This window comes from Streptomyces sp. NPDC088915, from assembly GCF_044749825.1.
Taxonomy (GTDB): Bacteria; Actinomycetota; Actinomycetes; order Streptomycetales; family Streptomycetaceae; genus Streptomyces.
Window position 1 is genome coordinate 304,808 of record NZ_JBIVIR010000003.1, and the last position, 25,216, is coordinate 330,023.

Annotated in this window: 20 protein-coding genes; 18 read left to right on the top strand and 2 right to left on the bottom strand. The window is 72.6% G+C overall.

Going from position 1 to position 25,216, the window contains the following annotated elements:
• Positions 1-150 precede the first annotated feature (150 nt).
• From smc to ftsY, 3 genes are all read left to right on the top strand, one after another.
• Positions 151-3,696: a chromosome segregation protein SMC gene (smc, locus tag ACIP5O_RS08030; RefSeq protein ID WP_401289901.1), complete on the top strand. Its 3,546-nt coding sequence runs from the start codon at positions 151-153 to the stop codon at positions 3,694-3,696.
• Positions 3,697-3,911: 215 nt separating this feature from the next.
• Complete coding sequence (locus ACIP5O_RS08035) at positions 3,912-5,345, top strand: sugar porter family MFS transporter (RefSeq protein WP_401289903.1); 1,434 nt, start codon at positions 3,912-3,914, stop codon at positions 5,343-5,345.
• A gap of 176 nt (positions 5,346-5,521) precedes the next feature.
• The gene (ftsY, locus tag ACIP5O_RS08040; protein WP_401289906.1) at positions 5,522-6,748 is read left to right on the top strand and encodes a signal recognition particle-docking protein FtsY; all 1,227 of its coding nucleotides are present in this window, start codon (positions 5,522-5,524) and stop codon (positions 6,746-6,748) included.
• 71 nt (positions 6,749-6,819) lie between these two features.
• Here the strand turns inward: ftsY and ACIP5O_RS08045 are convergent, their stop codons facing one another.
• Positions 6,820-7,473 carry a bifunctional DNA primase/polymerase gene (locus tag ACIP5O_RS08045; protein ID WP_401289909.1) on the bottom strand — a complete coding sequence of 218 codons (654 nt, stop codon included), beginning with the start codon at positions 7,471-7,473 and terminating at the stop codon, positions 6,820-6,822.
• Between the two features lie 425 nt (positions 7,474-7,898).
• Between ACIP5O_RS08045 and ACIP5O_RS08050 the strand changes: the two genes are divergently transcribed.
• The 6 genes from ACIP5O_RS08050 (at position 7,899) to ftsH (ending at position 17,680) form a co-directional block, all read left to right on the top strand.
• Complete coding sequence (locus ACIP5O_RS08050; protein ID WP_401289911.1) at positions 7,899-9,380, top strand: hypothetical protein; 1,482 nt, start codon at positions 7,899-7,901, stop codon at positions 9,378-9,380.
• 365 nt (positions 9,381-9,745) lie between these two features.
• Positions 9,746-11,095, top strand: coding sequence for an ammonium transporter (locus tag ACIP5O_RS08055; RefSeq protein ID WP_401289913.1), 1,350 nt, complete (start codon positions 9,746-9,748; stop codon positions 11,093-11,095).
• Complete coding sequence (locus ACIP5O_RS08060; RefSeq protein ID WP_015036464.1) at positions 11,092-11,430, top strand: P-II family nitrogen regulator; 339 nt, start codon at positions 11,092-11,094, stop codon at positions 11,428-11,430. The genes ACIP5O_RS08055 and ACIP5O_RS08060 overlap by 4 nt, the downstream gene beginning before the upstream one ends.
• A gap of 22 nt (positions 11,431-11,452) precedes the next feature.
• Entirely contained in the window at positions 11,453-13,921 is a 2,469-nt protein-coding gene (locus ACIP5O_RS08065; protein WP_401289916.1) for a [protein-PII] uridylyltransferase, read from the top strand.
• A 113-nt stretch (positions 13,922-14,034) separates the two neighbouring features.
• Positions 14,035-15,588 (top strand): signal recognition particle protein, encoded by a 1,554-nt coding sequence (ffh, locus tag ACIP5O_RS08070; protein WP_401289919.1) that lies wholly within the window; start codon positions 14,035-14,037, stop codon positions 15,586-15,588.
• Between the two features lie 133 nt (positions 15,589-15,721).
• Positions 15,722-17,680 carry an ATP-dependent zinc metalloprotease FtsH gene (gene ftsH, locus ACIP5O_RS08075; RefSeq protein WP_401289922.1) on the top strand — a complete coding sequence of 653 codons (1,959 nt, stop codon included), beginning with the start codon at positions 15,722-15,724 and terminating at the stop codon, positions 17,678-17,680.
• Positions 17,681-17,765: 85 nt separating this feature from the next.
• Here ftsH and ACIP5O_RS08080 read toward each other — a convergent pair whose 3' ends face one another.
• Positions 17,766-18,497, bottom strand: coding sequence for a class I SAM-dependent methyltransferase (locus tag ACIP5O_RS08080; protein ID WP_401289925.1), 732 nt, complete (start codon positions 18,495-18,497; stop codon positions 17,766-17,768).
• A gap of 413 nt (positions 18,498-18,910) precedes the next feature.
• On the opposite strand from ACIP5O_RS08080, the gene ACIP5O_RS08085 reads away from it, so the two are divergent.
• The 9 genes from ACIP5O_RS08085 (at position 18,911) to lepB (ACIP5O_RS08125) (ending at position 25,203) form a co-directional block, all read left to right on the top strand.
• The gene (locus tag ACIP5O_RS08085; protein WP_030223094.1) at positions 18,911-19,504 is read left to right on the top strand and encodes a hypothetical protein; all 594 of its coding nucleotides are present in this window, start codon (positions 18,911-18,913) and stop codon (positions 19,502-19,504) included.
• Between the two features lie 155 nt (positions 19,505-19,659).
• Positions 19,660-20,103 (top strand): 30S ribosomal protein S16, encoded by a 444-nt coding sequence (rpsP, locus tag ACIP5O_RS08090; protein ID WP_030690646.1) that lies wholly within the window; start codon positions 19,660-19,662, stop codon positions 20,101-20,103.
• Between the two features lie 2 nt (positions 20,104-20,105).
• A complete protein-coding gene (locus tag ACIP5O_RS08095; RefSeq protein WP_020868149.1) occupies positions 20,106-20,345 on the top strand; it encodes an RNA-binding protein in 240 nt (79 codons plus the stop codon).
• Positions 20,346-20,453: 108 nt separating this feature from the next.
• The gene (rimM, locus tag ACIP5O_RS08100; protein WP_401289927.1) at positions 20,454-21,056 is read left to right on the top strand and encodes a ribosome maturation factor RimM; all 603 of its coding nucleotides are present in this window, start codon (positions 20,454-20,456) and stop codon (positions 21,054-21,056) included.
• Positions 21,053-21,874 (top strand): tRNA (guanosine(37)-N1)-methyltransferase TrmD, encoded by an 822-nt coding sequence (gene trmD, locus ACIP5O_RS08105; protein WP_356546898.1) that lies wholly within the window; start codon positions 21,053-21,055, stop codon positions 21,872-21,874. The genes rimM and trmD overlap by 4 nt, the downstream gene beginning before the upstream one ends.
• Positions 21,875-22,003: 129 nt before the next feature.
• Positions 22,004-22,354 (top strand): 50S ribosomal protein L19, encoded by a 351-nt coding sequence (gene rplS, locus ACIP5O_RS08110; protein ID WP_030223083.1) that lies wholly within the window; start codon positions 22,004-22,006, stop codon positions 22,352-22,354.
• 69 nt (positions 22,355-22,423) lie between these two features.
• A complete protein-coding gene (gene lepB / locus ACIP5O_RS08115; RefSeq protein WP_401289931.1) occupies positions 22,424-23,338 on the top strand; it encodes a signal peptidase I in 915 nt (304 codons plus the stop codon).
• Positions 23,331-24,314: a signal peptidase I gene (lepB, locus tag ACIP5O_RS08120; RefSeq protein WP_401289934.1), complete on the top strand. Its 984-nt coding sequence runs from the start codon at positions 23,331-23,333 to the stop codon at positions 24,312-24,314. Before lepB (ACIP5O_RS08115) ends, lepB (ACIP5O_RS08120) begins: the two co-directional genes overlap by 8 nt.
• A complete protein-coding gene (gene lepB / locus ACIP5O_RS08125; RefSeq protein WP_356546906.1) occupies positions 24,283-25,203 on the top strand; it encodes a signal peptidase I in 921 nt (306 codons plus the stop codon). Before lepB (ACIP5O_RS08120) ends, lepB (ACIP5O_RS08125) begins: the two co-directional genes overlap by 32 nt.
• Positions 25,204-25,216: the final 13 nt, after the last annotated feature.

The following is a 25,216-nucleotide window of genomic DNA, read 5'->3' on the forward strand; positions in this document are numbered from 1 at the left end:
GTCGGCTGGACACGCAAGGGGCGCTTCGGCGTCCCTTCTTGCTTTCACCCACTGTTTCCCCGGAGTCCCCCCTGCCGCCCCCTTCCTCATCCGAGGATCTGCCCTGCACGTTCGCGGGTGAAACGCGCGGGCCCCGGTAGAGTCCCCGACGTGCACCTCAAGGCCTTGACGCTCCGCGGATTCAAGTCGTTCGCCTCGGCCACCACGCTGAGGTTCGAACCGGGAATCACCTGTGTCGTGGGCCCCAACGGATCGGGCAAGTCCAACGTCGTGGACGCCCTCTCGTGGGTCATGGGCGAACAGGGCGCCAAGTCGCTGCGCGGCGGCAAGATGGAGGACGTCATCTTCGCCGGCACGACCGGGCGCCCCCCGCTCGGCCGCGCCGAGGTCTCGCTGACCATCGACAACTCCGACGGCGCCCTGCCCATCGACTACGCCGAGGTCACCCTCACCCGGATCATGTTCCGCGGCGGCAGCAGCGAGTACCAGATCAACGGCGACACCTGCCGCCTGCTCGACTTCCAGGACCTGCTCTCCGACTCCGGCATCGGACGCGAGATGCACGTCATCGTCGGACAGGGACAGCTCGACTCCGTGCTGCACGCCGACCCGATGGGCCGCCGCGCCTTCATCGAGGAGGCCGCCGGCGTCCTCAAGCACCGCAAGCGGAAAGAGAAGGCGCTGCGGAAGCTCGACGCGATGCAGGCCAACCTCGCGCGCGTGCAGGACCTCACCGACGAACTGCGCCGCCAGCTCAAGCCGCTGGGCCGGCAGGCCGCCGTCGCCCGCCGGGCCGTCGTCATCCAGGCCGACCTGCGCGACGCCCGCCTGCGCCTCCTCGCCGACGACCTCGTCCACCTCAGGGCGGCGCTCGGCGCCGAGATCGCCGACGAGGCGGCCCTCCTCGCGCGCAAGGAGGCCACCGGGACCGAGCTGCGCGCCGCCCTCGCGCGGGAGGCCGCCCTGGAGGCCGGGGCCCGCGCGCTCGTGCCCCGCCTGGAACGCGCCCAGCAGACCTGGTACGACCTCTCCCAGCTCGCCGAACGCGTCCGGGGCACCGTCTCCCTGGCCGACGCGCGCGTGAAGAGCGCCACCACCGCGCCCCCCGAGGAGCGGCGCGGCCGCGACCCCGAGGACCTGGAACGGGAGGCGGCACGCGTCCGCGAGCAGGAGGCCGAGCTCGAAGCCGCCCTGGAGGCCGCCGAACGCGCCCTGGAGGACGCCGTCGCCCACCGCTCCGACCTGGAGCGGGCGCTGACGGACGAGGAGCGCCGCCTCAAGGACGCCGCCCGTGCGCTCGCCGACCGGCGCGAGGGACTCGCCCGCCTCCACGGCCAGGTCAACGCGGCCCGCTCGCGCGCCGCCGCCGCCCGGGCCGAGATCGACCGGCTCGCCGCCGCCCGGGACGAGGCGGCCGAGCGGGCCGCCGCCGCCCGGGAGGAGTACGAACGGCTCAGGGCCGAGGTCGACGACCTCGACGCGGAGGACACCGAGCACGCCGAACGGCACGAGGGCGCCCGCCGCGAGCTCGCCGAGGCCGAGACCGCCCTGGGCGCCGCCCGCGAAGCCCTGGACGCCGCCGAGCGCCGCCGCGCCGCGACCCGCGCCCGCCACGACACCCTCGCCCTCGGACTGCGCCGCAAGGACGGCACGGGCGCCCTGCTCGCCGCCGGGATCGCCGGACTCCTCGGCCCGGCGGCCGACCTGCTCACCGTCACCCCCGGGTACGAGGTCCCCGTCGCCGCCGCCCTCGGCGCGGCCGCCGACGCGGTCGCCGCCGGACCCTCCGCCGCCGCCGAGGCCCTCCGGCTGCTGCGCAAGCAGGACGCGGGCCGGGCCTCCCTGCTCCTCACCGGGGCCCGGGACCCGGCTCCGGAGCCGGTGGGCCCCGCGCCCGGAGGCCGCCCGTTCGCCGCCGACCTCGTCCGGGGACCCGCCGAACTCATGGGCGCCGTCCGCCGCCTGCTCGACGGCGTCGTCGTCGTGGACGACCTGGACGAGGCCGCGGAGCTCGTCAGGACCCGGCCCGCGCTGACCGCCGTCACCACCGAGGGGGACGTGCTCGGCGCGCACTTCGCGCACGGCGGTTCCGCCGGCGCCCCCAGCCTCCTGGAGGTCCAGGCCTCCGTGGCCGAGGCCGCCGCCGAGCTCGACGAACTGGGCGCGCGGTGCGAGGCGCTGGCGACCGCGCGGGAGGAGGCCGGGGAGCGGCGCCGCACCGCCGCCGCGCTCGTCGAGGAGCTCGACGCCCGCCGCCGTACCGCCGAGCGCGAGAAGTCCGCCGTCGCCCAGCGGCTCGGTCGGCTCGCCGGACAGGCCAGGGGAGCGGCGGAGGAGGCCGAGCGCGCCGCCGCGGCCGCGGCCCGCGCCCAGGAGGCCCTGGAGAAGGCCGCCGCCGACGCCGAGGAGCTGGCCGAACGGCTCCTGGTGGCCGAGGAGGCCGCAGGGGAGGACGGGGACGAGGAGCCCGACACCGCCGTCCGCGACCGGCTCGCGGCCGACGGCTCCCGGGCGCGCCAGACCGAGATGGAGGCGCGGCTCCAGGTCCGTACCCACGAGGAGCGGGTCAGGGGACTCGCCGGGCGGGCCGACTCCCTCGACCGGGCCGCCCGCGCCGAACGGGAGGCACGCGCGCGTGCCGAGCAGCGCCGGACCCGGCTCCGCCACGAGGCGGAGGTCGCCGGCGCGGTCGCCGCCGGGGCCCGGACGCTCCTGGCCCACGTCGAGGTCTCGCTGTCCCGCGCCGAGCGGGAGCGGGCGGTCGCCGAGGCGGCCAGGGCCGACCGGGAGCGGGGGCTCACGGAGGCCAGGGCCCGGGGCCGGGACCTCAAGGCCGAGCTGGACAAGCTGACCGACTCGGTCCACCGGGGCGAGGTCCTCGGCGCCGAGAAGCGGCTGCGGATCGAGCAGCTGGAGGCCAAGGCCCTGGAGGAGTTCGGCGTCGGGGCGGCCGCCCTGGTCGCCGAGTACGGCCCCGACCAGCCCGTCCCCCCGCCGCCCGCGGTCGAGGGGGAGGAGGGCGCGGAGCCCGCGGAACCCCGGCCGTTCGTCCGTTCGGAGCAGGAGAAGCGGCTGAAGGCCGCCGAACGGGCCCACCACCAGCTCGGCAAGGTGAATCCGCTGGCCCTGGAGGAGTTCGCGGCCCTGGAGGAGCGGCACAAGTTCCTCTCGGAGCAGCTGGAGGACCTGAGGAAGACCCGGGCCGACCTGCTTCAGGTCGTGAAGGAGGTCGACCTGCGCGTCGAGCAGGTCTTCACCGAGGCGTACCGGGACACGGCCCGTGAGTTCGAGGGCGTCTTCTCGCGCCTCTTCCCGGGCGGCGAGGGCCGTCTGGTCCTCACCGATCCGGACGACATGCTCACCACCGGCGTCGAGGTGGAGGCCCGCCCGCCGGGCAAGAAGGTCAAGCGGCTCTCGCTGCTCTCCGGCGGCGAGCGCTCGCTGACGGCCGTGGCGCTGCTCGTCTCCATCTTCAAGGCCAGGCCCAGCCCGTTCTACGTGATGGACGAGGTCGAGGCGGCGCTCGACGACACCAACCTCCAGCGGCTGATCCGGATCATGCAGGAACTCCAGGAGTCCTCGCAGCTCATCGTGATCACGCACCAGAAGCGGACGATGGAGGTCGCGGACGCGCTGTACGGCGTTTCCATGCAGGGCGACGGGGTATCCAAGGTCATCAGCCAAAGGCTGCGTTAGCGGCTCCGCCTGAGCCCGCATTCAAGAATTGAACGCGTGAGGCACTGCCTTGTCTTCTGTTCGTTCAGAGGGTGGGTATTGACTTCGAAACTTGAAGGCATAGTCTCTGCAACGTTGCTTTTACCTTCAAGTGGTGGGCGGCGTGAAGTTGTGCGCCACTGGAAGGGTTCGCCCCCCATGCCCCGACAACGCTGCCGGAGCCACCAGGAGTCCATGTGACCAGTACTGAGCAGGCGCCTCCGCCGCCCCCCTCCGAAGGCCGCGCCGCCCACCCGGACCACCTCGGTCACGTCATCTTCATCACGGCCTCCGCCGCGATGGGCGGTTTCCTCTTCGGTTACGACAGCTCCGTCATCAACGGCGCCGTGGAGGCGATCCGCCACCGGTACGACATCGGCTCCGGCACCCTCGCCCAGGTCATCGCCATCGCGCTGATCGGCTGCGCCATCGGCGCCGCCACCGCGGGCCGGATCGCCGACCGCATCGGCCGCATCCGCTGCATGCAGATCGCGGCCGTCCTCTTCACCATCAGCGCGATCGGCTCGGCCCTGCCCTTCGCCCTCTGGGACCTCGCCTTCTGGCGGATCATCGGCGGCTTCGCCATCGGCATGGCCTCCGTCATCGGCCCCGCCTACATCGCCGAGGTCGCCCCCGCCGCCTACCGCGGCCGGCTCGGCTCCTTCCAGCAGGCCGCCATCGTCATCGGCATCGCCATCTCCCAGCTGGTCAACTACGGCATCCTCCAGCTCGCCGACGGCGACCAGCGCGGCAAGATCGGCAGCCTGGAGGCCTGGCAGTGGATGCTCGGCGTCATGGTCGTGCCCGCCCTCCTCTACGGCCTGCTCTCCTTCGCGATCCCCGAGTCCCCCCGCTTCCTGATCTCCGTCGGCAAGCTCGACAAGGCCAAGCAGGTCCTCTCCGAGGTCGAGGGCAAGGGCGTGGACCTGGACCACCGGGTGGACGAGATCCAGCAGGCCATGCGCCGCGAGCACAAGTCCAGCTTCTGGGACCTGTTCGTCTCCGGCAGCCGCTTCAAGCTGCTGCCCATCGTCTGGGTCGGCATCGGACTCTCGGTCTTCCAGCAGCTCGTCGGCATCAACGTCGCGTTCTACTACTCCGCGACCCTCTGGCAGTCCGTCGGCATCGACCCGTCCAGCTCGTTCCTCTACTCGTTCACCACGTCGATCATCAACATCATCGGCACCGTGATCGCGATGGTCCTGGTCGACCGGGTCGGCCGCAAGCCGCTCGCCCTCGTCGGCTCCGCCGGCATGGCGATCGCCCTCGCCTTCGAGGCCTGGGCCTTCTCCGCCGACCTCGTCGACGGCAAGCTGCCCAACACCCAGGGCGTCGTGGCCCTCGTCGCCGCCCACGTCTTCGTGCTCTTCTTCGCCCTCTCGTGGGGCGTGGTGGTCTGGGTCTTCCTCGGCGAGATGTTCCCCAACCGGATCCGCGCCGCCGCCCTCGGCGTCGCCGCCTCCGCCCAGTGGATCGCCAACTGGGCCATCACCGCCAGCTTCCCGTCCCTCGCGGACTGGAACCTCTCCGGCACCTACATCATCTACACGGTCTTCGCCGTGCTCTCGATCCCCTTCGTGCTCCGGTACGTCAAGGAGACCAAGGGCAAGGCGTTGGAGGAGATGGGTTGACCCCCGCTGCCCTCTCTCCTCGTTCATCGAGACCGCCCCGCTCCGAGGCCCGCGCCCCGGACCGGGGCGGTCCTCGTGTCCGGCGCCGCCGAACGGCGGACCGGTCCGGTGCGCGGGGGCGTGCCCCACGGGGAGTACGGGGGGCGCGGACGGGGTGACGCCATACTGGACCCGTTATGGAACTCATCCTTGCTGTAGTCATCGCTCTGGTCGTCGCGGTCGCCGTGACGAGCGGGCTCGTGGTCAGCGGCCGCAAGAAGAAGCAGCTGCCCCCGGCCGAGCCGCCGTCCACCCCGCCGACCATCACCGCTCCGCCCGCCGAGCCGCGCGTCGGCGATGAGGCGGAGACGTCGCGGGAAGAACCACGCCGCACGGTCGAGGAGGTCGAGCTCCCCACGGCCGAGGAGGCCACCGGGACCCCGACCGCCGTCGAGGACCCGGTCGTCGCCGAGCCCCCGGCCCCCGTGATCGAGATCCCCGAGCCCACCGCCGGCCGTCTCGTACGGCTCCGGGCCCGCCTCGCCCGCTCCCAGAACTCGCTCGGCAAGGGGCTGCTCACGCTCCTGTCCCGCGAGCACCTCGACGAGGACACCTGGGAGGAGATCGAGGAGACCCTCCTCACCGCCGACGTCGGCGTCGCCCCCACCCAGGAGCTCGTCGAGCGGCTGCGCGAGCGCGTCAGGGTGCTCGGCACCCGCACCCCCGAGGAGCTGCGCGGCCTGCTCCGCGAGGAGCTGATCACCCTCCTCGGCCCCGACCTCGACCGCACGGTGAAGACCGAGAGCCCCGCGGACGTCCCCGGCGTCGTCATGGTCGTCGGCGTCAACGGCACCGGCAAGACCACCACCACCGGCAAGCTGGCCCGCGTCCTCGTCGCCGACGGCAAGTCCGTCGTCCTCGGCGCCGCCGACACCTTCCGCGCCGCCGCCGCCGACCAGCTCCAGACCTGGGGCGAGCGCGTCGGCGCCCGCACCATCCGGGGCCCGGAGGGCGGCGACCCGGCGTCGATCGCCTTCGACGCGGTCAAGGAGGGCATCGCGGAGGGCGCCGACGTCGTCCTCATCGACACCGCCGGCCGCCTCCACACCAAGACCGGCCTCATGGACGAGCTCGGCAAGGTCAAGCGCGTCGTCGAGAAGCACGGCCCGCTCGACGAGGTCCTCCTCGTCCTCGACGCCACCACCGGCCAGAACGGCCTGATCCAGGCCCGCGTCTTCGCCGAGGTCGTCGACATCACCGGCATCGTCCTGACCAAGCTCGACGGCACCGCCAAGGGCGGCATCGTCATCGCCGTCCAGCGCGAGCTGGGCGTCCCGGTCAAGCTGATCGGCCTGGGCGAGGGCCCGGACGACCTGGCCCCCTTCGAGCCGGGCGCCTTCGTCGACGCCCTGATCGGCGACTGACCGCACGTCCACGCGCACGCGTAGAAGGGCCCCCGCCGGGAAACGGCGGGGGCCCTTCACACGTACGGCCGTCAGTAGTGCGTGCGGTGGCAGATGTACGCCAGGGTGCCGAGCAGCAGCCGCGCCTGCGGCGGCGCGCCCGCCGTGTCCAGGGTCGGGGGCCGCAGCCAGCGCACGGGACCGAGGCCGCCCAGGTCCGACGGGGGAGCGGTGACGTACGAGCCGGGGCCCAGGCAGTGCAGGTCCAGATCGGCGTCGTCCCAGCCCATCCGGTACAGCAGCTGCGGCAGCTCGGCCGCCGCCCCCGGCGCCACGAAGAAGCGCGCCCGCCCGGTCGGGGTCGCGCACACCGGGCCGAGCGGAAGGCCCATGCGCTCCAGGCGGACCAGGGCCCGCCGGCCCGCCGCCTCCGCCACCTCGATCACGTCGAAGGCCCGGCCCACCGGGAGGAGCAGCGCCGCGCCCGGGTACTCCGACCACGCCCTGGTCGCGTCGTCGAGCCCGGCGCCCGCCGGGACCGGCTCCGCGAAGGAGAGCGGGTGCGCCCCGGGGGCCGCGCACACCGGATCGCCGCAGGAGCACCGGCCGGAGACGGCCCGCGCGCCGGGGACCACGTCCCAGCCCCAGAGCCCCGTGTACTCCGCCACCGCTGTGCACTCCGTGGCGCGTACGCGGCGGCGTGCGCCGGACCGCATCTCACGAATGCCGCCGATCGTGAAACCCATGTCCCCTCCAACGGGTCGAGCGCGCCGGTGGTTACGACCAGGAGTGCCTTCGTCACTCCCCGTCACGCTCCGTCATCGCGAGTGGCGCACGGCCGTACGGGGGGTGGCGCGGGCCGCGACACGCGCCTCTCCGCGCATCCGTCCGCCGACTCCGGTTCGTCGCATGTCAAGTGAAGCGCGTTCCACGGGTGGCGGGTTCATTCGAAGGGGTGGCGAATGGTGGCGTTTCTTGAATCCCTCTCGTAGAGAGGTGATCGTAGGGTTACTTTCGGTACTCGAACCACGGGGCGCACTGCACGCGTGGGTATGCCGGTGGCAACCCGGTTTCCAGTTCGAAGGAGTGGGAACGCCGGACGGGGGCCGCGAGAGACGGCATTCTGGTAAGGGTTCGCACGACAGGCAATCAGGTGGATGGGGGCGTTCCAGTGGGCGGCAACGGCGCAGACGGTACGACTGCCGGCAAGCGCCCGAACGAGCAGCTGGGCTCGTGGTTCGTGCGCAGCGGCTGGTCCAAGGGCGAGCTGGCGCGCCAGGTGAACCGCAGGGCGCGCCAGATGGGCGCGCACCACATCTCCACCGACACCTCGCGGGTGCGCCGCTGGCTCGACGGCGAGCAGCCCCGCGAACCCATCCCGCGGATCCTCTCCGAGCTCTTCTCCGAACGCTTCGGATCCGTCGTCGCCGTCGAGGACCTCGGCCTGCGCACCGCCCACCAGTCGCCCTCCGTCTCCGGGGTCGACCTCCCCTGGGCCGGTCCCCAGACCGTCGCCCTGCTCAGCGAGTTCTCCCGCAGCGACCTCATGCTCGCCCGCCGGGGCTTCCTCGGCTCCTCCCTCTCCCTCGCCGCGGGACCCGCCCTCATCGAACCGATGCAGCGCTGGCTCGTCCCCACCCCGGCCGGCGACGTCGAGCGCCCCGCCCCCGCCCCCTCCGCAGACGCCCGCCGTCCGCACCGGCTCTCCGAGGCCGAGCTCAACCTCCTGGAGTCCACCACCGCGATGTTCCGCACGTGGGACGCCCAGTGCGGCGGCGGACTGCGCCGCAAGGCCGTCGTCGGCCAGCTCCACGAGGTCACCGACCTCCTCCAGGAGGCCCAGCCCCTCGACGTCTCCAAGCGCCTCTTCACCTGCGCCGCCGAACTCGCCGAGCTCGCCGGCTGGATGAGCTACGACGTCGGCCTCCAGCCCACCGCCCAGAAGTACTTCGTGCTCGCCCTGCACGCCGCCAAGGAGGCCGGGGACAAGCCCCTCGGCTCGTACATCCTCTCGTCCATGAGCCGCCAGATGATCCACCTCGGCCGGCCCGACGACGCCCTCGAACTCATCCACCTCGCCCAGTACGGCAGCCGCGACTGCGCCACCGCCCGCACCCAGGCCATGCTGTATGCGATGGAGGCCCGCGCCTACGCCAACATGGGCCAGCCCTCCAAGTGCAAGCGGGCCGTCCGGATGGCCGAGGACACCTTCGCCGACGCCGGACTCGAGGGCGAGCCCGAGCCCGACTGGATCAGGTTCTTCTCCGAGGCCGAGCTCAACGGCGAGAACTCCCACTCCTACCGCGACCTCGCCTACGTCGCCGGACGCTCCCCGACGTACGCCTCGCTCGCCGAGCCCCTCATGGAGCGGGCCGTCGAGCTCTTCGAGAAGGACCCCGACCACCAGCGGTCCTACGCCCTCAACCTGATCGGCCTGGCCACCGTCCACCTCCTCAAGCGCGAGCCCGAGCAGTCCGTCGTCCTCGCCGGGAAGGCCCTCGGCGTCGCCCGCAGCATCCGCTCCGAGCGGGTCAACACCCGGCTCCGCAAGACCGTCGACCACGCCGCCCGCGGCTTCGGCGACGTCGCCGAGGTCGTCCAGCTCACCGACCGGCTCGCCCAGCTCCTCCCCGAGGCCGCCGAAGCCGTCTGACCCCTCCCGCCCGGGCCCCGAGGGCCCGCCAGGACCCCGGCCGCGCCGGACGTCCCGTACTGCCCGACTCGGCTCCCCCGCCGCAAGGACACACGGACGCCGACGCGGCCGGTTTCGCGTCCCCCGGCCCGTACCGGCCGCCCGCCCGGCACCGTACGGGCGGAGAGTACGCCGTTACCTGCCCGTGACCCGCGTGTTCACGGTCACGTAACACGCCCCACCCCTTCGTCACGGCTCCGAAACATCGAGCGGCACCGCCGGAAACCGCGCTGCGCGAATCTCTGGCCCATAACCGGCCATCCCTCACGGCCGGCCGCTCTCCGGCCCCGCCCCGCACAGGCCGTACCGACGACGAGGAGACGCCGATGGCAGCAGCCATCACGACCCTGGCCGCAGACGCCCCCGCGCTGTCCGCCGCCAACACCGGGTTCATGCTCATCTGCTCCGCCCTGGTCATGCTGATGACCCCGGGACTCGCCTTCTTCTACGGGGGCATGGTCCGCGTCAAGTCCACCCTCAACATGCTGATGATGAGCTTCGTCAGCCTCGGGATCGTCACGATCCTGTGGGTGCTCTACGGCTTCAGCATCGCCTTCGGCACCGACGTCGGCTCGATCGTCGGCTGGTCCTCCGACTACGTCGGCCTCAGCGGCATCGGCATCACCGAACTGTGGGACGGCTACACCATCCCCGTCTACGTCTTCGCCGTCTTCCAGCTGATGTTCGCGATCATCACCCCCGCCCTCATCAGCGGCGCCCTCGCCGACCGCGTCAAGTTCACCGCCTGGACCCTCTTCATCACCCTCTGGGTCACGATCGTGTACTTCCCCGTCGCCCACTGGGTCTGGGGCTCCGGCGGCTGGCTCTTCGAGATGGGCGTCATCGACTTCGCCGGCGGCACGGCCGTCCACATCAACGCCGGCGCCGCCGCCCTCGGCGTCATCCTCGTCATCGGCAAGCGCGTCGGCTTCAAGAAGGACCCGATGCGCCCGCACAGCCTCCCGCTGGTCATGCTCGGCGCCGCGCTCCTCTGGTTCGGCTGGTTCGGCTTCAACGCCGGCTCCTGGCTCGGCAACGACGACGGCGTCGGCGCCGTGATGTTCGTCAACACCCAGGTCGCCACCGCCGCCGCCATGCTCGCCTGGCTCGCGTACGAGAAGATCCGCCACGGCTCCTTCACCACCCTCGGCGCCGCCTCCGGCGCGGTCGCCGGCCTCGTCGCCATCACCCCCGCCGGCGGCTCCGTCAGCCCCCTCGGCGCCATCGCCGTCGGCGCGATCGCCGGCCTCCTGTGCGCCATGGCCGTCGGCCTCAAGTACAAGTTCGGCTACGACGACTCCCTCGACGTCGTCGGCGTCCACCTCGTCGGCGGCGTCATCGGCTCCCTCCTCGTCGGCTTCTTCGCCACCGGCGGCGTCCAGTCCGACGCCAAGGGCCTCTTCTACGGCGGCGGCTTGGAGCAGCTCGGCAAGCAGGCCGTCGGCGTCTTCGCGGTCCTCGCCTACTCTCTGATCGCCTCCGCGATCCTCGCCCTGATCGTCGACAAGACGATCGGGATGCGGGTCAGCGAGGACGACGAGGTCTCCGGCATCGACCAGGTCGAGCACGCCGAGACCGCGTACGACTTCAGCGGCGCCGGCGGCGGCACCTCCTCCCGCACCACCGCCGCCGCCCCCGCCCCGGCCGTCACGCAGAACAAGAAGGTGGACGCATGAAGCTCATCACCGCGGTCGTGAAGCCGCACCGGCTCGACGAGATCAAGGAGGCCCTCCAGGCGTTCGGCGTCCACGGCCTCACCGTCACCGAGGCCAGCGGCTACGGCCGCCAGCGCGGCCACACTGAGGTCTACCGGGGCGCCGAGTACACCGTCGACCTGGTCCCCAAGATCCGCATCGAGGTCCTCGTCGAGGACGAGGACGCCGAACAGCTCATCGACGTCGTCGTCAAGGCCGCCCGAACCGGCAAGATCGGAGACGGCAAGGTGTGGAGCGTGCCGGTCGAGACCGCCGTACGGGTCCGCACCGGCGAGCGCGGTCCGGACGCACTGTAGGGAACACGTGAGGAGCCGCCGGGTGACGAGCCTCGAAGTCAGCACGCAGAACGAAGACGCGGGACCCGGCGGTTACGCGGCGGCCCGGCTGCTCCTCCTCCACGAGAAGGAGCGGTCCGGGCCGCCGCGCCGTACCGCCCTCGCCCGCCTCACCGACGACTGGCTGGCCGGCCTCTTCGCCGCCGCCGCGCCGCCCCGCGGCACCGCCCTCGTCGCCGTCGGCGGCTACGGCCGCTCCGAACTCTCCCCCCGCAGCGACCTCGACCTCCTCCTGCTCCACGACGGCACCGCCGACAAGGCCGCGATCGCCGCCCTCGCCGACCGCATCTGGTATCCCGTCTGGGACCTCGGCCTCGCCCTCGACCACTCCGTCCGCACCCCCGCCGAGGCCCGCACCACCGCCGCCGAGGACCTCAAGGTCCACCTCGGCCTCCTCGACGCCCGGCCCCTCGCCGGGGACGCCGGACTCGTCGCCGCCCTGCGCACCACCGTCCTCGCCGACTGGCGCAACCAGGCCCCCAAGCGCCTCCCCGCACTCGACGAGCTCTGCCGCGAACGCGCCGAACGCATGGGCGAGCTCCAGTTCCTCCTCGAACCCGACCTCAAGGAGGCCCGCGGCGGACTGCGCGACGCCCAGGCCCTGCGCGCCGTCGCCGCCTCCTGGCTCGCCGACGCCCCCCGCGAGGGCCTCGATCGCGCCCGCCGCCGCCTCCTCGACACCCGTGACGCCCTCCACCTGGTCACCGGCCGCGCCACCGACCGGCTCGCCCTCCAGGAACAGGACGCCGTCGCCGCCGAACTCGGCCTCCTCGACGCCGACACCCTGCTCCGCGAGGTGTACGAGGCCGCCCGGACCATCTCGTACGCCACCGACGTCACCTGGCGCGAGGTCAACCGCGTCCTCAAGGCCCGCTCGGCCCGCCCCCGGCTCCGGTCCCTCCTGGGCGGCCGATCCGGAACCGGTCGCCCAGGAGGCAAACCTCCGGTCGAGCGCACCCCGCTCGCCGAGGGCGTGGTCGAGATGGACGGCGAGGTCGTCCTCGCCCGCACCGCCCGGCCCGAGCGCGACCCCGTCCTGCCCCTGCGGGCCGCCGCCGCGGCCGCCCAGTCCGGCCTGCCGCTCTCCCCGCACGCCGTACGCCGGCTCGCCGCCACCGCCAAGCCCCTCCCGGTGCCCTGGCCCGCCGAGGCGCGCGAGGAACTCGTCACCCTCCTCGGCGCCGGCGAGGCCACCGTCCCCGTCTGGGAGGCCCTGGAGGCCGAGGGGATCGTCACCCGGCTGCTCCCCGACTGGGAACGCGTCCGCTGCCGCCCCCAGCGCAACCCCGTCCACACCTGGACCGTCGACCGCCACCTCGTCGAGACCGCCGTCCGCGCCGCCTCGCTCACCCGCCGCGTCGGCCGCCCCGACCTCCTCCTCGTCGCCGCCCTCCTCCACGACATCGGCAAGGGCTGGCCCGGCGACCACTCCGTCGCCGGCGAGACCATCGCCCGCGACCTCGCCGCCCGCGTCGGCTTCGACCGCACCGACACCGCCACCGTCGCCACCGCCGTCCGCCACCACCTGCTCCTCGTCGAGACCGCCACCCGGCGCGACCTCGACGACCCCGCCACCGTCCAGGCCGTCGCCACCGCCGTCGGCACCCTCGGCACCCTGGAGCTCCTGCACGCCCTCACCGAGGCCGACGCCCTCGCCACCGGCCCCGCCGCCTGGTCCTCCTGGCGCGCCTCACTGGTTGCCGACCTGGTCAAACGGGTCGCGGGCGTCCTCGCCGGCGAACCCCTGCCCGACCCCGAGGCCGCCGCCCCCAGCGCCGAACAGGAACGCCTCGCCATCGAGGCCCTGCGCACCGGCGAACCCGTCCTCGCCCTCCACACCCGGGACGAGCACACGGCCGGCCCCGACGAACCCGCTCCCGAGCCCGTCGGCGTCGAACTCGTCATCGCCCTGCCCGACCGGCCCGGCGTCCTGCCCGCCGTCGCCGGCGTCCTCGCCCTGCACCGCCTCACCGTCCGCGCCGCCGACCTGCGGGCCGTCGACCTCCCCACCGGCCTGGGATCCGGCTCCGTCCTCGTCCTCGACTGGCGCGTCGCCGCCGAGTACGGCTCCCTGCCCGAGGCCGCCCGGCTCCGCGCCGACCTCGTCCGCGCCCTCGACGGCTCCCTCGACATCCCCGCCCGCCTCGCCGAACGCGAGGCCGCCTATCCCCGGCGGCGGGGCCTCACCGCCCCGCCGCCCCGGGTCACCGTCGCCGCCGCCGACTCCCGCCTCGCCACCGTCATCGAGGTCCGCGCCCAGGACGCCCCCGGGCTCCTGCACCGAATCGGCCGCGCCCTGGAGGGGGCGGCGGTCCGGGTCAGGAGCGCGCACGTCTCCACCCTGGGCGCCAACGCCGTCGACACCCTGTACGTGACCCGGCCGGACGGCTCCCTGCTGCCGCCGGAGGAGGCGGCGGGCCTGGCGAGGACGCTGGAGACGGCGCTGGGGTGACCCGGGGACGCGTCCCCGTCCGTCCGATCCGGTGGGCGGGGACGATTCCTTTGCCGGGCCGGATACCCTGGAGGGCGATTCTCCGCCCCCGACCTCAAGGACCGACGAGCGCCGTGTTCGATACTCTCTCCGACCGCCTGAGCGCGACCTTCAAGAACCTCCGGGGCAAGGGTCGCCTTTCCGAGCAGGACATCGACAGCGCGGCCCGGGAAATCCGTATCGCCCTCCTCGAGGCCGACGTCGCCCTGCCGGTCGTGCGCGAGTTCATCCGGAACGTCAAGGAGCGGTCCCTCGGGGCCGAGGTCTCCAAGGCTCTGAACCCGAGCCAGCAGGTCATCAAGATCGTCAACGACGAGCTGGTCTCCATCCTGGGCGGCGAGACCCGCCGCCTCCGGTTCGCCAAGACCGCGCCGACCGTGATCATGCTCGCCGGTCTCCAGGGTGCCGGTAAGACCACCCTCGCCGGAAAGCTCGGCCTCTGGCTCAAGGGCCAGGGTCACTCCCCGCTGCTCGTCGCCTGCGACCTCCAGCGCCCCAACGCCGTCAACCAGCTCTCCGTCGTCGCCGACCGCGCGGGCGTGGCCTTCTACGGCCCCCAGCCGGGCAACGGCGTCGGCGACCCGGTCCAGGTCGCCAAGGACTCGATCGAGCACGCGCGCACCAAGCTCTACGACGTCGTCATCGTCGACACCGCCGGCCGCCTCGGCATCGACCAGGAGCTGATGCGGCAGGCCGCGGACATCCGCGACGCCGTCAGCCCCGACGAGATCCTCTTCGTCGTCGACGCCATGATCGGTCAGGACGCGGTCAACACCGCCGAGGCCTTCCGCGACGGCGTCGGCTTCGACGGCGTCGTGCTCTCCAAGCTCGACGGCGACGCCCGGGGCGGTGCCGCGCTCTCCATCGCGCACGTCACCGGCAAGCAGATCATGTTCGCCTCCAACGGCGAGAAGCTGGACGACTTCGACGCGTTCCACCCGGACCGCATGGCGTCCCGCATCCTCGGCATGGGCGACATGCTCTCCCTCATCGAGAAGGCCCAGCAGACCTTCGACGAGGAAGAGGCCGCCAAGATGGCCTCGAAGCTCGCGTCGAAGAAGGGCCAGGAGTTCACGCTCGACGACTTCCTGGCCCAGATGGAGCAGGTCCGCAAGATGGGCTCCATCTCGAAGCTGCTCGGCATGCTTCCGGGCATGGCCCAGATGAAGGACCAGATCAACAACATCGACGAGAAGGACGTCGACCGCACCGCCGCCATCATCAAGTCGATGACCCCCGGCGAGCGCCAGGACCCGACGATCATCAACGGCTCCCGCCGCGCCCGCATCGCCAAGGGCTCCGGCGTCGAGGTCAGCGCGGTCAAGGGCCTGGTCGAGCGGTTCTTCGAGGCCCGCAAGATGATGTCCCGCATGGCCCAGGGCGGCGGCCTCCCGGGCATGCCCGGCATCCCCGGCATGGGCGGCGGTCCCGGCCGGCAGAAGAAGCAGGTCAAGCAGGCCAAGGGCAAGCGCAAGAGCGGCAACCCGATGAAGCGGAAGGCCGAGGAGCAGGCCGCCGCCGAGCGCCGCGAGCAGGCGCAGCAGGGCGGCGCCTTCGGTCTGCCCGGGGCGGGCCAGAGCCCGAAGGACTTCGAGCTGCCGGACGAGTTCAAGAAGTTCATGGGCTGACGGCCCGTACGAGAAGGGGCCCGGGGCGGTGGGAAACCGCCCCGGGCCCCTTCTCATCCCTCCGGACCGCCCGCGATGCCCGGTTCCTCCCGCTCTTCGATACTGGGGCCACTGCCGCCCCGAGGAGAGTCACGTGGCCGACCCCGCACCCCCGCGCGACCGGACCGACCAGCCCTGGCGCTCGGAAGGGGCCCCGCCGCCCCCGTCGCCGAAGAAGCGGATGCCGGGCGGCTGGGGCGGACTGATCCTCACCGCGCTCGTCGTCTACCTGATCACCAACATCGTCCTGTCGTTCTTCAACGACGGCGACGGTCCGACGATCTCGTACACCGAGTTCGACAAGCAGGTCGCCGCCGGGAACGTCACCAAGATCTACTCCAAGGGCGACGCGATCCAGGGGCAGCTGAAGGACAAGCGGCCCGTCCCCGACGGCAAGGGCGACTACACCAAGTTCACCACCCAGCGGCCCGCCTTCGCCGACGACGGCCTGTGGGCGCAGCTGACCAAACAGAACGTCGTCGTCACCGCCGAGCCGGTCGTCCAGGAGCGCAGCTTCCTGGCCAATCTGCTCCTCTCGCTCGCGCCGATGCTGCTGCTCGTCCTGCTCTGGGTGTTCATCGCCCGCCGGATGAGCGCGGGCATGGGCGGCGCCGGCGGCATGCTGGGCCGCAAGCAGCCGCCCAAGCCGGTCGAGCTGGAGACCGGGAAGCGCACCACCTTCGCCGACGTCGCCGGCATCGACGAGGTCGAGGGCGAGCTCAACGACGTCGTCGACTTCCTCAAGAACCCGGACGCCTACCGGGCGATGGGCGCCAAGATGCCCCGCGGCGTGCTCCTCGCCGGGCCTCCCGGCACCGGCAAGACGCTCCTCGCGCGGGCCGTCGCGGGCGAGGCCGGGGTGCCGTTCTTCTCGGCCTCCGCCTCCGGGTTCATCGAGATGATCGTGGGCGTGGGCGCCTCCCGGGTGCGGGAGCTGTTCTCCGAGGCCCGCAAGGTCGCCCCGGCGATCGTCTTCATCGACGAGATCGACACCATCGGCCGGGCCCGGGGCGGCGGCTCCGGGATGGGCGGCCACGACGAGCGCGAGCAGACCCTCAACCAGATCCTCACCGAGATGGACGGCTTCACCGGCTCCGAGGGGGTCATCGTCCTCGCCGCCACCAACCGCGCCGACGTCCTCGACCCCGCCCTCACCCGGCCCGGCCGCTTCGACCGGATCGTCCACGTCAACCCGCCGGACCGGGGCGGCCGCGAGGCCATCCTGCGCATCCACACCCGGGAGATCCCGCTCGCCAAGGACGTCGACCTGGAGCAGGTGGCCCGCACGACCCCCGGCATGACCGGCGCCGAACTCGCCAACCTCGCCAACGAGGCCGCGCTCCTCGCGGTCAAGCGCGACCGGAAGGCCGTCACGCGGTCCGATCTGTCCGACGCCCTGGAGAAGGTCCAGCTCGGCGCGGAACGGCCCCTGGTGATGCCGGAGGAGGAGCGGCGGCGGACCGCGTACCACGAGAGCGGCCACGCCCTGCTCGGCATGCTCCAGCCCGGCGCCGACCCGGTCCGGAAGATCACCATCGTGCCGCGCGGCCGGGCCCTGGGCGTCACCCTGTCGACCCCCGACGCCGACAAGTACGCCTACACCGAGGAGTACCTGCGCGGCCGGATCGTCGGCGCCCTCGGCGGGATGGCGGCCGAGCAGGTCGTCTTCGGCGTGGTCACCACCGGCGCCGAGAGCGACCTGGAGCAGGTCACCACCATCGCCCGGGGCATGGCGGGCCGGTGGGGGATGAGCGAGCGCGTCGGCCGCCTCACCGCCATCCCGAGCGACGCCCAGCAGGCGTACGGCCTGTCGGCGGCCCCCGCGACCCTCGACACCGTCGACCGGGAGATGCGGCGGATCGTCGACGAGTGCTACGAGGTCGCGCTGCGGCGGCTCGACGACCACCGGGACAAGCTGGACGCCCTGGCCGAGGCCCTCCTGGCGAACGAGACGCTGGAGGAGGACGCGGCCTACCGCGCGGCGGGCATCGTCCGCCCGGCCCCGGGCCCCGAGCCGGGCGTGGGCCCGAACCCGGAGCGGCCCGGGGCGTGACGGCAGCGGGACGCGCGGGTCCCGGGGCGTGACGGCAGCGGCGCGTACGGGCCTCAGGGCGTGGCGGCAGCGGCGCGTACGGGTCTCAGGGCGTGCGGGTGAGCACGTACCGGAAGACGTTCGGCATCCACACCGTCCCGTCCGGGCGGACGTACGGGGCGAGCGCCTCCTCGATCTCCTTCTCCACCTGCGAGGGGTCCGTGGCCCGGACCGCCTCGTCGAAGGCGCCCGTCGACAGGAGGCCCCGCACCGCGCTGGTCCCGTCCGCGTACCCGAAGGGGCAGGACACCCGGCCCGAACCGGCCGGTCGCAGTCCCGCCGAGGCCGCGAGCGCGTCCAGGTCGGGCCCGAGCCCCGCCGCCGGACGGCGGTCGGCGAGCCGGGCCGCGACCCGCAGGACCGGCTCCGTGGCACACCGCTCCGGGGGTCCCCAGCCGGCGAGGACGACGGTCGTGCCCGGCTGGGCCGTACGGGTGACGGCCGCCAGCTCCGGGAGCAGGGCGCCCGTCGCGTGGAAGGCGGTGACCACGTCGTACGGGGTGCACTCCGGCGGCTCGTCGGTGACGGCCACGTCCTCCGGGAGCCGCTCCCTGGCCAGCTCCACGCGCGCGTGGTCCCGGTCCGCGCCGGCCACCCGGGCGCCCCGCGCGGCCGCCATGAGGAGGGCCAGGCCCGAGCCGCAGCCCAGGCCGAGGACCCGGGAGTTCCCGCCCACGCCGAGGCGGTCGTACACCGCGTCGTAGAGGGGGACGAGCATCCGTTCCTGGATCTCGGCCCAGTCGCGCGCGGGGTGGTGCGGGACGAGCGTAGGTGTCATGGATAAGCGCCCCAATCAGTGCTCGGACGACAGCCCCCCGTAGTCAGGGAACTGCGCATCCGGTGCCGCGTCCAGTGGTCGGGGCGGACCGATTCGTCCGGGGGAGGGGCGGTGTGCGCCCGCGCGCGCCGACCCGGTAATGTCCCCGCAACACTTCGCGCCCGTTCCGGGCCCCCTCGCGGAAGGGGTGCACGCGCTCGGGTCCCCCGGAACACGGGGGCGTACGCGGCCGGGCCACGCGCCGGGGCGTATGCGCCGCTACGTACGGGCTTGGCGCCTCCCGCGCGGCTTCTCCGCAGTTCGACGCACTGGCCCTCGTCGGGACGCATCCATCGCAAACTGACTGGTAAGTGCAAAATATTTGGGATGCCCCGGAATGGAACCCGGGGGCACTCCGGCTCGTTGTACCCGACGTGAGCACGACACCACCTGTTCTCGCCGCAGAGCTGGCACAGGCGTGGGCCGACATTCAGCGGCACCACCCCGAGCTGCCCGACCTTGCCGCGCCCGAATCCCTCATCGGAGAGTCCTCGTCCGCCTGCGGCGCCGAACTCTCCTTCGAACGACTCCTCCACGAGGCAGTCCACGGCATCGCCGCCGCCAGAGGTGTCCGGGACACCTCCCGCGCCGGCCGCTACCACAACCGCCGCTTCCTCGCGATCGCCGAGGAGATGGGCCTCGACCACCCCGAGGAGCCGCACGCCAGCAGCGGCTTCTCCCTGGTCACGCTCAACGCGGAGGCCAGGCGGCGCTACCGCCCCACCATCGAGCGGCTCCAGCGCGCCCTCAAGGCCCACACGGTCGCCACGGCCGCCGACACCAAGCGCTCCTTCCGCGGACCGGCCGCCCGGCACGGCTCCTCGGGCGGCGGCGTGCGCGTCAAGGCCGTCTGCGACTGCGGGCGCAACGTGCGCGTGGTCCCGTCGGTGCTCGCCCAGGCCCCGATCGTCTGCGGCGGCTGCGGCAAGCCCTTCCGCATCCCGGAGACGGTGGGCGCCGCCAACTGACCCCGCGGCGTGTGGCACAATGGCTAGCTGTACTCGACAGTCGCACAGGACCCCTCTCTCCTCCGGCTGACGCGTCCATCGGGCATCCGAGTACCGCAACCCCACGTGGCATCTCAAGTGCCCAACCACGTCATAGACCAGGAGACACCACTCCAGTGGCAGTCAAGATCAAGCTCAAGCGCCTCGGCAAGATCCGCCAGCCGCACTACCGCATCGTCGTCGCCGACTCCCGCACCCGCCGTGACGGTCGCGCGATCGAGGAGATCGGCCTCTACCACCCGACGTACAACCCGTCGCGCATCGAGGTCGACTCCGAGCGTGCGCAGTACTGGCTGTCCGTCGGCGCCCAGCCGACCGAGCCGGTCCTCGCCATCCTGAAGCTCACCGGCGACTGGCAGAAGGCCAAGGGCCTCCCGGCCCCCGAGAAGGCTCTGCTCGTCCCGGCGACCAAGGAGGCGAAGCGCGCCTCGTTCGACGAGTTCGCGAAGACCCTCGAGGGCGGCGACGACAAGGGTGAGGCCATCACCCCGAAGGCCAAGAAGGCCGACAAGAAGGCGGACGAGGCCGAGGCCGCGTCCACCGAGTCGACCGAGGCCTGATCATGCTCGAGGAGGCTCTCGAGCACCTCGTGAAGGGCATCGTCGACAACCCCGACGAGGTGCAGGTCGCCTCGCGCAACCTGCGCCGGGGCCGCGTGCTGGAGGTCCGGGTCCACCCCGACGACCTCGGCAAGGTGATCGGCCGCAACGGCCGCACCGCGCGTGCGCTGCGCACCGTCGTGGGGGCCATCGGTGGCCGTGGGATCCGGGTCGACCTCGTCGACGTGGACCAGGTCCGCTGAGAAGTTCGGCAGCATCACCTTGAGTTGTGCCGGCACGGGCCGGGGAGGGCTTACGAGCCCGCCCCGGCCCGTTGTCGTACGAGCCGTGTGACAGGAGAGAGTGAAGCAGTGCAGTTGGTAGTCGCGCGGATCGGGCGCGCCCACGGCATCAAGGGCGAGGTCACCGTCGAGGTGCGTACGGACGAGCCCGAGCTCAGGCTCGGCCCCGGCGCCGTCCTGCTCACCGACCCGGCCTCCACCGGGCCGCTGACCATCGAGACCGGCCGCGTCCACAGCGGCCGCCTGTTGCTGCGCTTCGAGGGCGTCCGCGACCGCACCGCCGCCGAGGCCCTGCGCAACACCCTCCTCATCGCCGAGGTCGACCCCACGGAGATGCCCGAGGAGGAGGACGAGTACTACGACCACCAGCTCATGGACCTCGACGTCGTCCTCGCCGACGGCACCGAGATCGGGCGCATCACCGAGATCTCCCACCTGCCGTCCCAGGACCTCTTCATCGTCGAACGCCCCGACGGCACCGAGCTGATGATCCCCTTCGTCGGGGAGATCGTCACCGAGATCGACCTGGAGGAGCAGCGGGCCGTGATCGACCCGCCGCCCGGCCTGATCGACGACCGCGCCGAGATCGCCTCCTCCCGCGAGGACGACGAGGACGACGAGGACGAGTCCCGCGAGGAGTCCGAGGACGAGTCCCGCGAGGGGGACGCGTGAGGCTCGACGTCGTCACGATCTTCCCCGAGTACCTCGAACCGCTGAACGTCTCCCTCGTCGGCAAGGCACGCGCGCGAGGGCAGCTCGACGTCCACGTCCACGACCTGCGCGCGTGGACCCACGACCGGCACAACACGGTCGACGACACCCCGTACGGCGGCGGCCCCGGCATGGTCATGAAGACCGGGCCCTGGGGCGAAGCGCTCGACCAGACGCTCGCCGACGGCTACGAGGGCGGCGCCCACGGCCCCGTCCTCGTCGTCCCCACCCCCAGCGGCCGCCCCTTCACCCAGGAACTGGCCGTCGAACTCTCCGAGCGGCCCTGGCTGATCTTCACCCCGGCCCGCTACGAGGGCATCGACCGCCGCGTCATGGACGAGTACGCGACCCGGATGCCGGTCTACGAGGTCTCCATCGGCGACTACGTCCTGGCCGGCGGGGAGGCCGCCGTCCTCGTCGTCACCGAGGCCGTCGCCCGCCTCCTGCCCGGCGTCCTCGGCAACGCCGAGTCCCACCGGGACGACTCCTTCGCCCCCGGGGCCATGGCCAACCTCCTGGAGGGCCCCGTCTACACCAAGCCGCCCGAGTGGCGCGGCCGGGACATCCCCGACGTCCTCCTCAGCGGCCACCACGGGAAGATCGCCCGCTGGCGGCGCGACGAGGCCTTCCGCCGCACCGCCGCCCACCGGCCCGACCTCATCGAGCGCTGCGACCCGGCCGCCTTCGACAAGAAGGACCGGGAGATCCTCTCCATGCTGGGGTGGGCCCCCGAGCCCGGCGGCCGATTTTGGCGCAGGGTCGAGGGCGTGGAAGAATAGGCCGCTGTCGTCCGTCCGGCGCGCGCCCCTGCCACAGGGGGAACGACGCCGCCAGGAGCGGACGGCCTCTGACATCACCTTCGAACGTACCGCTGATGACCTGTGGCATCAGCGAGGAAAGAGACCTCCATGGCCTCCCTGCTCGACCAGGTCAACGCGGCTTCGCTCCGCTCCGACCTCCCCGCCTTCCGCCCGGGCGACACCGTCAACGTGCACGTCCGCGTCATCGAGGGCAACCGCTCCCGCATCCAGCAGTTCAAGGGCGTCGTCATCCGCCGCCAGGGCTCGGGCGTCAGCGAGACCTTCACGGTCCGCAAGGTCTCGTTCTCCGTCGGCGTCGAGCGCACCTTCCCGGTCAACAGCCCGATCTTCGAGAAGATCGAGCTCGTGACCCGCGGTGACGTCCGTCGCGCCAAGCTCTACTACCTCCGCGAGCTGCGCGGCAAGGCCGCCAAGATCAAGGAGAAGCGCGACCGCTGAGCCCCGGCTCCCGGCACGCACCGCGCTTCCGACTCCGCGCACGGACAGGCCGGATAGGCTTGCCCGGCGATGGACACCGAAGCACAGCACACGGAGCGCGGCCCCTCTTCCGACACGGACCCCGACAGGGACTCCGGTACGGGGGAAGGGCCGCGCTCCGCGCGCGTTTCCGGGGATCCGGAGGACTGCGGCTCTGACTCTCGCTCCGGCTCCGGCTCCAGCTCTGACTCTCGCTCCGGCTCCGGCTCTGACTCCGGGAGTTCCGAGGACGCCGGGTTCGTGTCCTCCTGGCGGCGCACGGCCCTCGTGGGCGGCGCCTGCGTGACCTTCCTGCTGCTCCTGAGCCACTTCGTCATGCAGCCGTTCCTCATCCCCAGCCGCTCCATGGAGCCGACGCTCCAGGTCGGCGACCGGATCCTGGTGAACAAACTGGCGTACCGCTTCGGGGACGAGCCGCACCGCGGTGACGTCGTCGTCTTCGACGGCACCGGCTCCTTCGTGCCGGAGGAGCCCGAGGGCAACCCCGTCACCGGCCTGCTGCGCGATGCGGCGGCCGCCCTCGGACTCGCGGAACCCGCCGAGACCGACTTCGTGAAGCGGGTCGTCGGCACCGGCGGCGACCGGGTCGTCTGCTGCGACGAGGACGGCCGGCTCACCGTCAACGGCGTCCCCGTCGTGGAGCGATACCTGATGCCCGGGGACCCGCCCTCCGGCGTGCCCTTCGACATCGTCGTCCCCCCGGGCCGGCTCTGGGTCATGGGCGACCACCGCAGCCAGTCCAGCGACTCCCGGGACCACCTGGGCAGCCCCGGCGGCGGCATGGTCCCCGTCGACGAGGTCGTCGGACGCGCCGACCGGATCGTCTGGCCCTTCGGCCGCTGGACCGGCGTGGCGGGCACGGACGGCTTCGACGCCGTGCCGGCGCCACCGCCCGGCGGACACCCGGCGGGACCCGCGGGCGGCGGGGCGGGGACCCGTGGGTAGCCGGGGCCGCCCGGCCGGCGGGGCCGGTCACGCCCCCGAGCACGGTTCCGCCCGGCCCGGACGCGCCGAACGGCGCAAGCTCGCCCGCAAGGTCAAGCGACGCCGGCAGCGCTCCGCGATCCGGGAGATCCCGATCCTGATCACGGTCGCCGTGCTCATCGCCCTCGTCCTCAAGACCTTCCTCGTCCAGGCGTTCGTCATCCCCTCCGGCTCCATGGAGCAGACGATCCGGATCAGCGACCGGGTGGTCGTCGACAAGCTGACCCCCTGGTTCGGCTCCCGCCCGGAGCGCGGCGACGTCGTCGTCTTCAAGGACCCCGGAGGCTGGCTCCACGAGGACCCCGTGCCCCCCGCCGACGACCCCGTCGGCATCAGACAGGCCAAGCAGGCGCTGACCTTCATCGGGCTGCTGCCCTCGGCCGACGAACGGGACCTCATCAAGCGGGTCGTGGCCGTCGGCGGCGACACCGTCCGCTGCTGCGACGCGGACGGGCGGATCACCGTCAACGGCGTACCCCTGAACGAGCCGTACCTCCACCCGGGGAATCCGCCGTCCACCATCCCCTTCGAGGTGAAGGTCCCCGAGGGCCGGATCTTCGTCCTCGGCGACCACCGCTCCGACTCGGCCGACTCCCGCTTCCACCTCGACGAGGAGGACCACGGCACGGTCGCGGAGGAGCAGGTCGTGGGGCGCGCCGTGGCGATCGTCTGGCCCGTCGGCCACTGGCGGGGTCTGGAGGAACGGGGGACCTTCGCCGGAGTGCCGGACCCCCGTGCGGGCTCCGATGGGGCGCTCGGTCCGTCGCATAGTGTGTCCTCGCGGAATCTGAACGGATTGCCCGGGCTCCCGACCCCTGCGGAACTTCTGCTCGTTATGGGAGTGGTGGGCCTGTCCCTGTTCCGGGGCAGGCGTTCGCACGGACTGAGGAGTGGATGTGGGGGATGTGGCCGTCGGCGCACGATCCGGACACGATGAGCCCGAGAAGAGGGCCGACGAGGCCAGGGCCGACGACGTGACGGGTGGCAACGTGACGGATGACGAGGTGTCGCACGGCGACGGCGCGCCGCGTGACGACGAGACGGGCGGGTCCGGCAGGGCCCCGAAGAAGCAGCGTTCCTTCTGGAAGGAACTGCCGCTCCTCGTCGGCATCGCGCTGGTGCTCGCGCTGCTGATCAAGACCTTCCTGGTGCAGGCGTTCTCGATTCCCTCGGAATCGATGATGAACACCCTCAAGAAGGGCGACCGGGTGCTCGTCGACAAGCTGACGCCGTGGTTCGGCTCCGAACCCGAGCGCGGCGAGGTCGTCGTCTTCCACGACCCGGGCGGCTGGCTGGAGACTGCCGCGACGCCCAAGCCGAACGTCGTCCAGAAGTTCCTCAGCTTCATCGGCCTCATGCCGTCCGCCGAGGAGAAGGACCTCATCAAGCGCGTCATCGCGGTCGGCGGCGACACCGTCTCCTGCAAGGAGGGCGGCAAGGTCGTCCTCAACGGGGTGCCGCTCGACGAGACCTCGTACCTCTACCCCGGCTCCGTCCCCTGCCAGGACTCCTTCGGCCCGATCAAGGTCCCCGAGGGCCGCATCTGGGTCATGGGCGACAACCGGCAGAACTCCCTGGACTCCCGCTTCCACCAGGAGCTCCCGGGTGGCGGCACCGTCGCCAACGACCTGGTCGTGGGCCGCGCCGTCGTCGTCGCCTGGCCGGTCACCCGCTGGGCCACGCTCCCCGTGCCCGGCATCTTCGACAACCCCGCGCTCAACAAGGCGATGGCGGCCGCCCCGCTGGGCGCGGCGAGCGTCGCCGGAGCGCTCCCGCTGGTGCTGTGGCGCCGGAAGAAGCAGCTCGCGCGGCATACCGCCGGGTAACGACCCGCGGGTA

Bases quoted from the DNA above. Each gene is read 5' to 3' on its own strand.
- ACIP5O_RS08055 (WP_401289913.1), top strand. From the start codon at position 9,746: ATGGCAGCAGCCATCACGACCCTGGCCGCAGACGCCCCCGCGCTGTCC.
- rplS (WP_030223083.1), top strand. From the start codon at position 22,004: ATGGCCTCCCTGCTCGACCAGGTCAACGCGGCTTCGCTCCGCTCCGAC.
- ACIP5O_RS08060 (WP_015036464.1), top strand. From the start codon at position 11,092: ATGAAGCTCATCACCGCGGTCGTGAAGCCGCACCGGCTCGACGAGATC.
- lepB (WP_401289931.1), top strand. From the start codon at position 22,424: ATGGACACCGAAGCACAGCACACGGAGCGCGGCCCCTCTTCCGACACG.
- ftsY (WP_401289906.1), top strand. From the start codon at position 5,522: ATGGAACTCATCCTTGCTGTAGTCATCGCTCTGGTCGTCGCGGTCGCC.
- ACIP5O_RS08045 (WP_401289909.1), bottom strand. From the start codon at position 7,473: ATGGGTTTCACGATCGGCGGCATTCGTGAGATGCGGTCCGGCGCACGC.
- ACIP5O_RS08080 (WP_401289925.1), bottom strand. From the start codon at position 18,497: ATGACACCTACGCTCGTCCCGCACCACCCCGCGCGCGACTGGGCCGAG.
- ACIP5O_RS08095 (WP_020868149.1), top strand. From the start codon at position 20,106: ATGCTCGAGGAGGCTCTCGAGCACCTCGTGAAGGGCATCGTCGACAAC.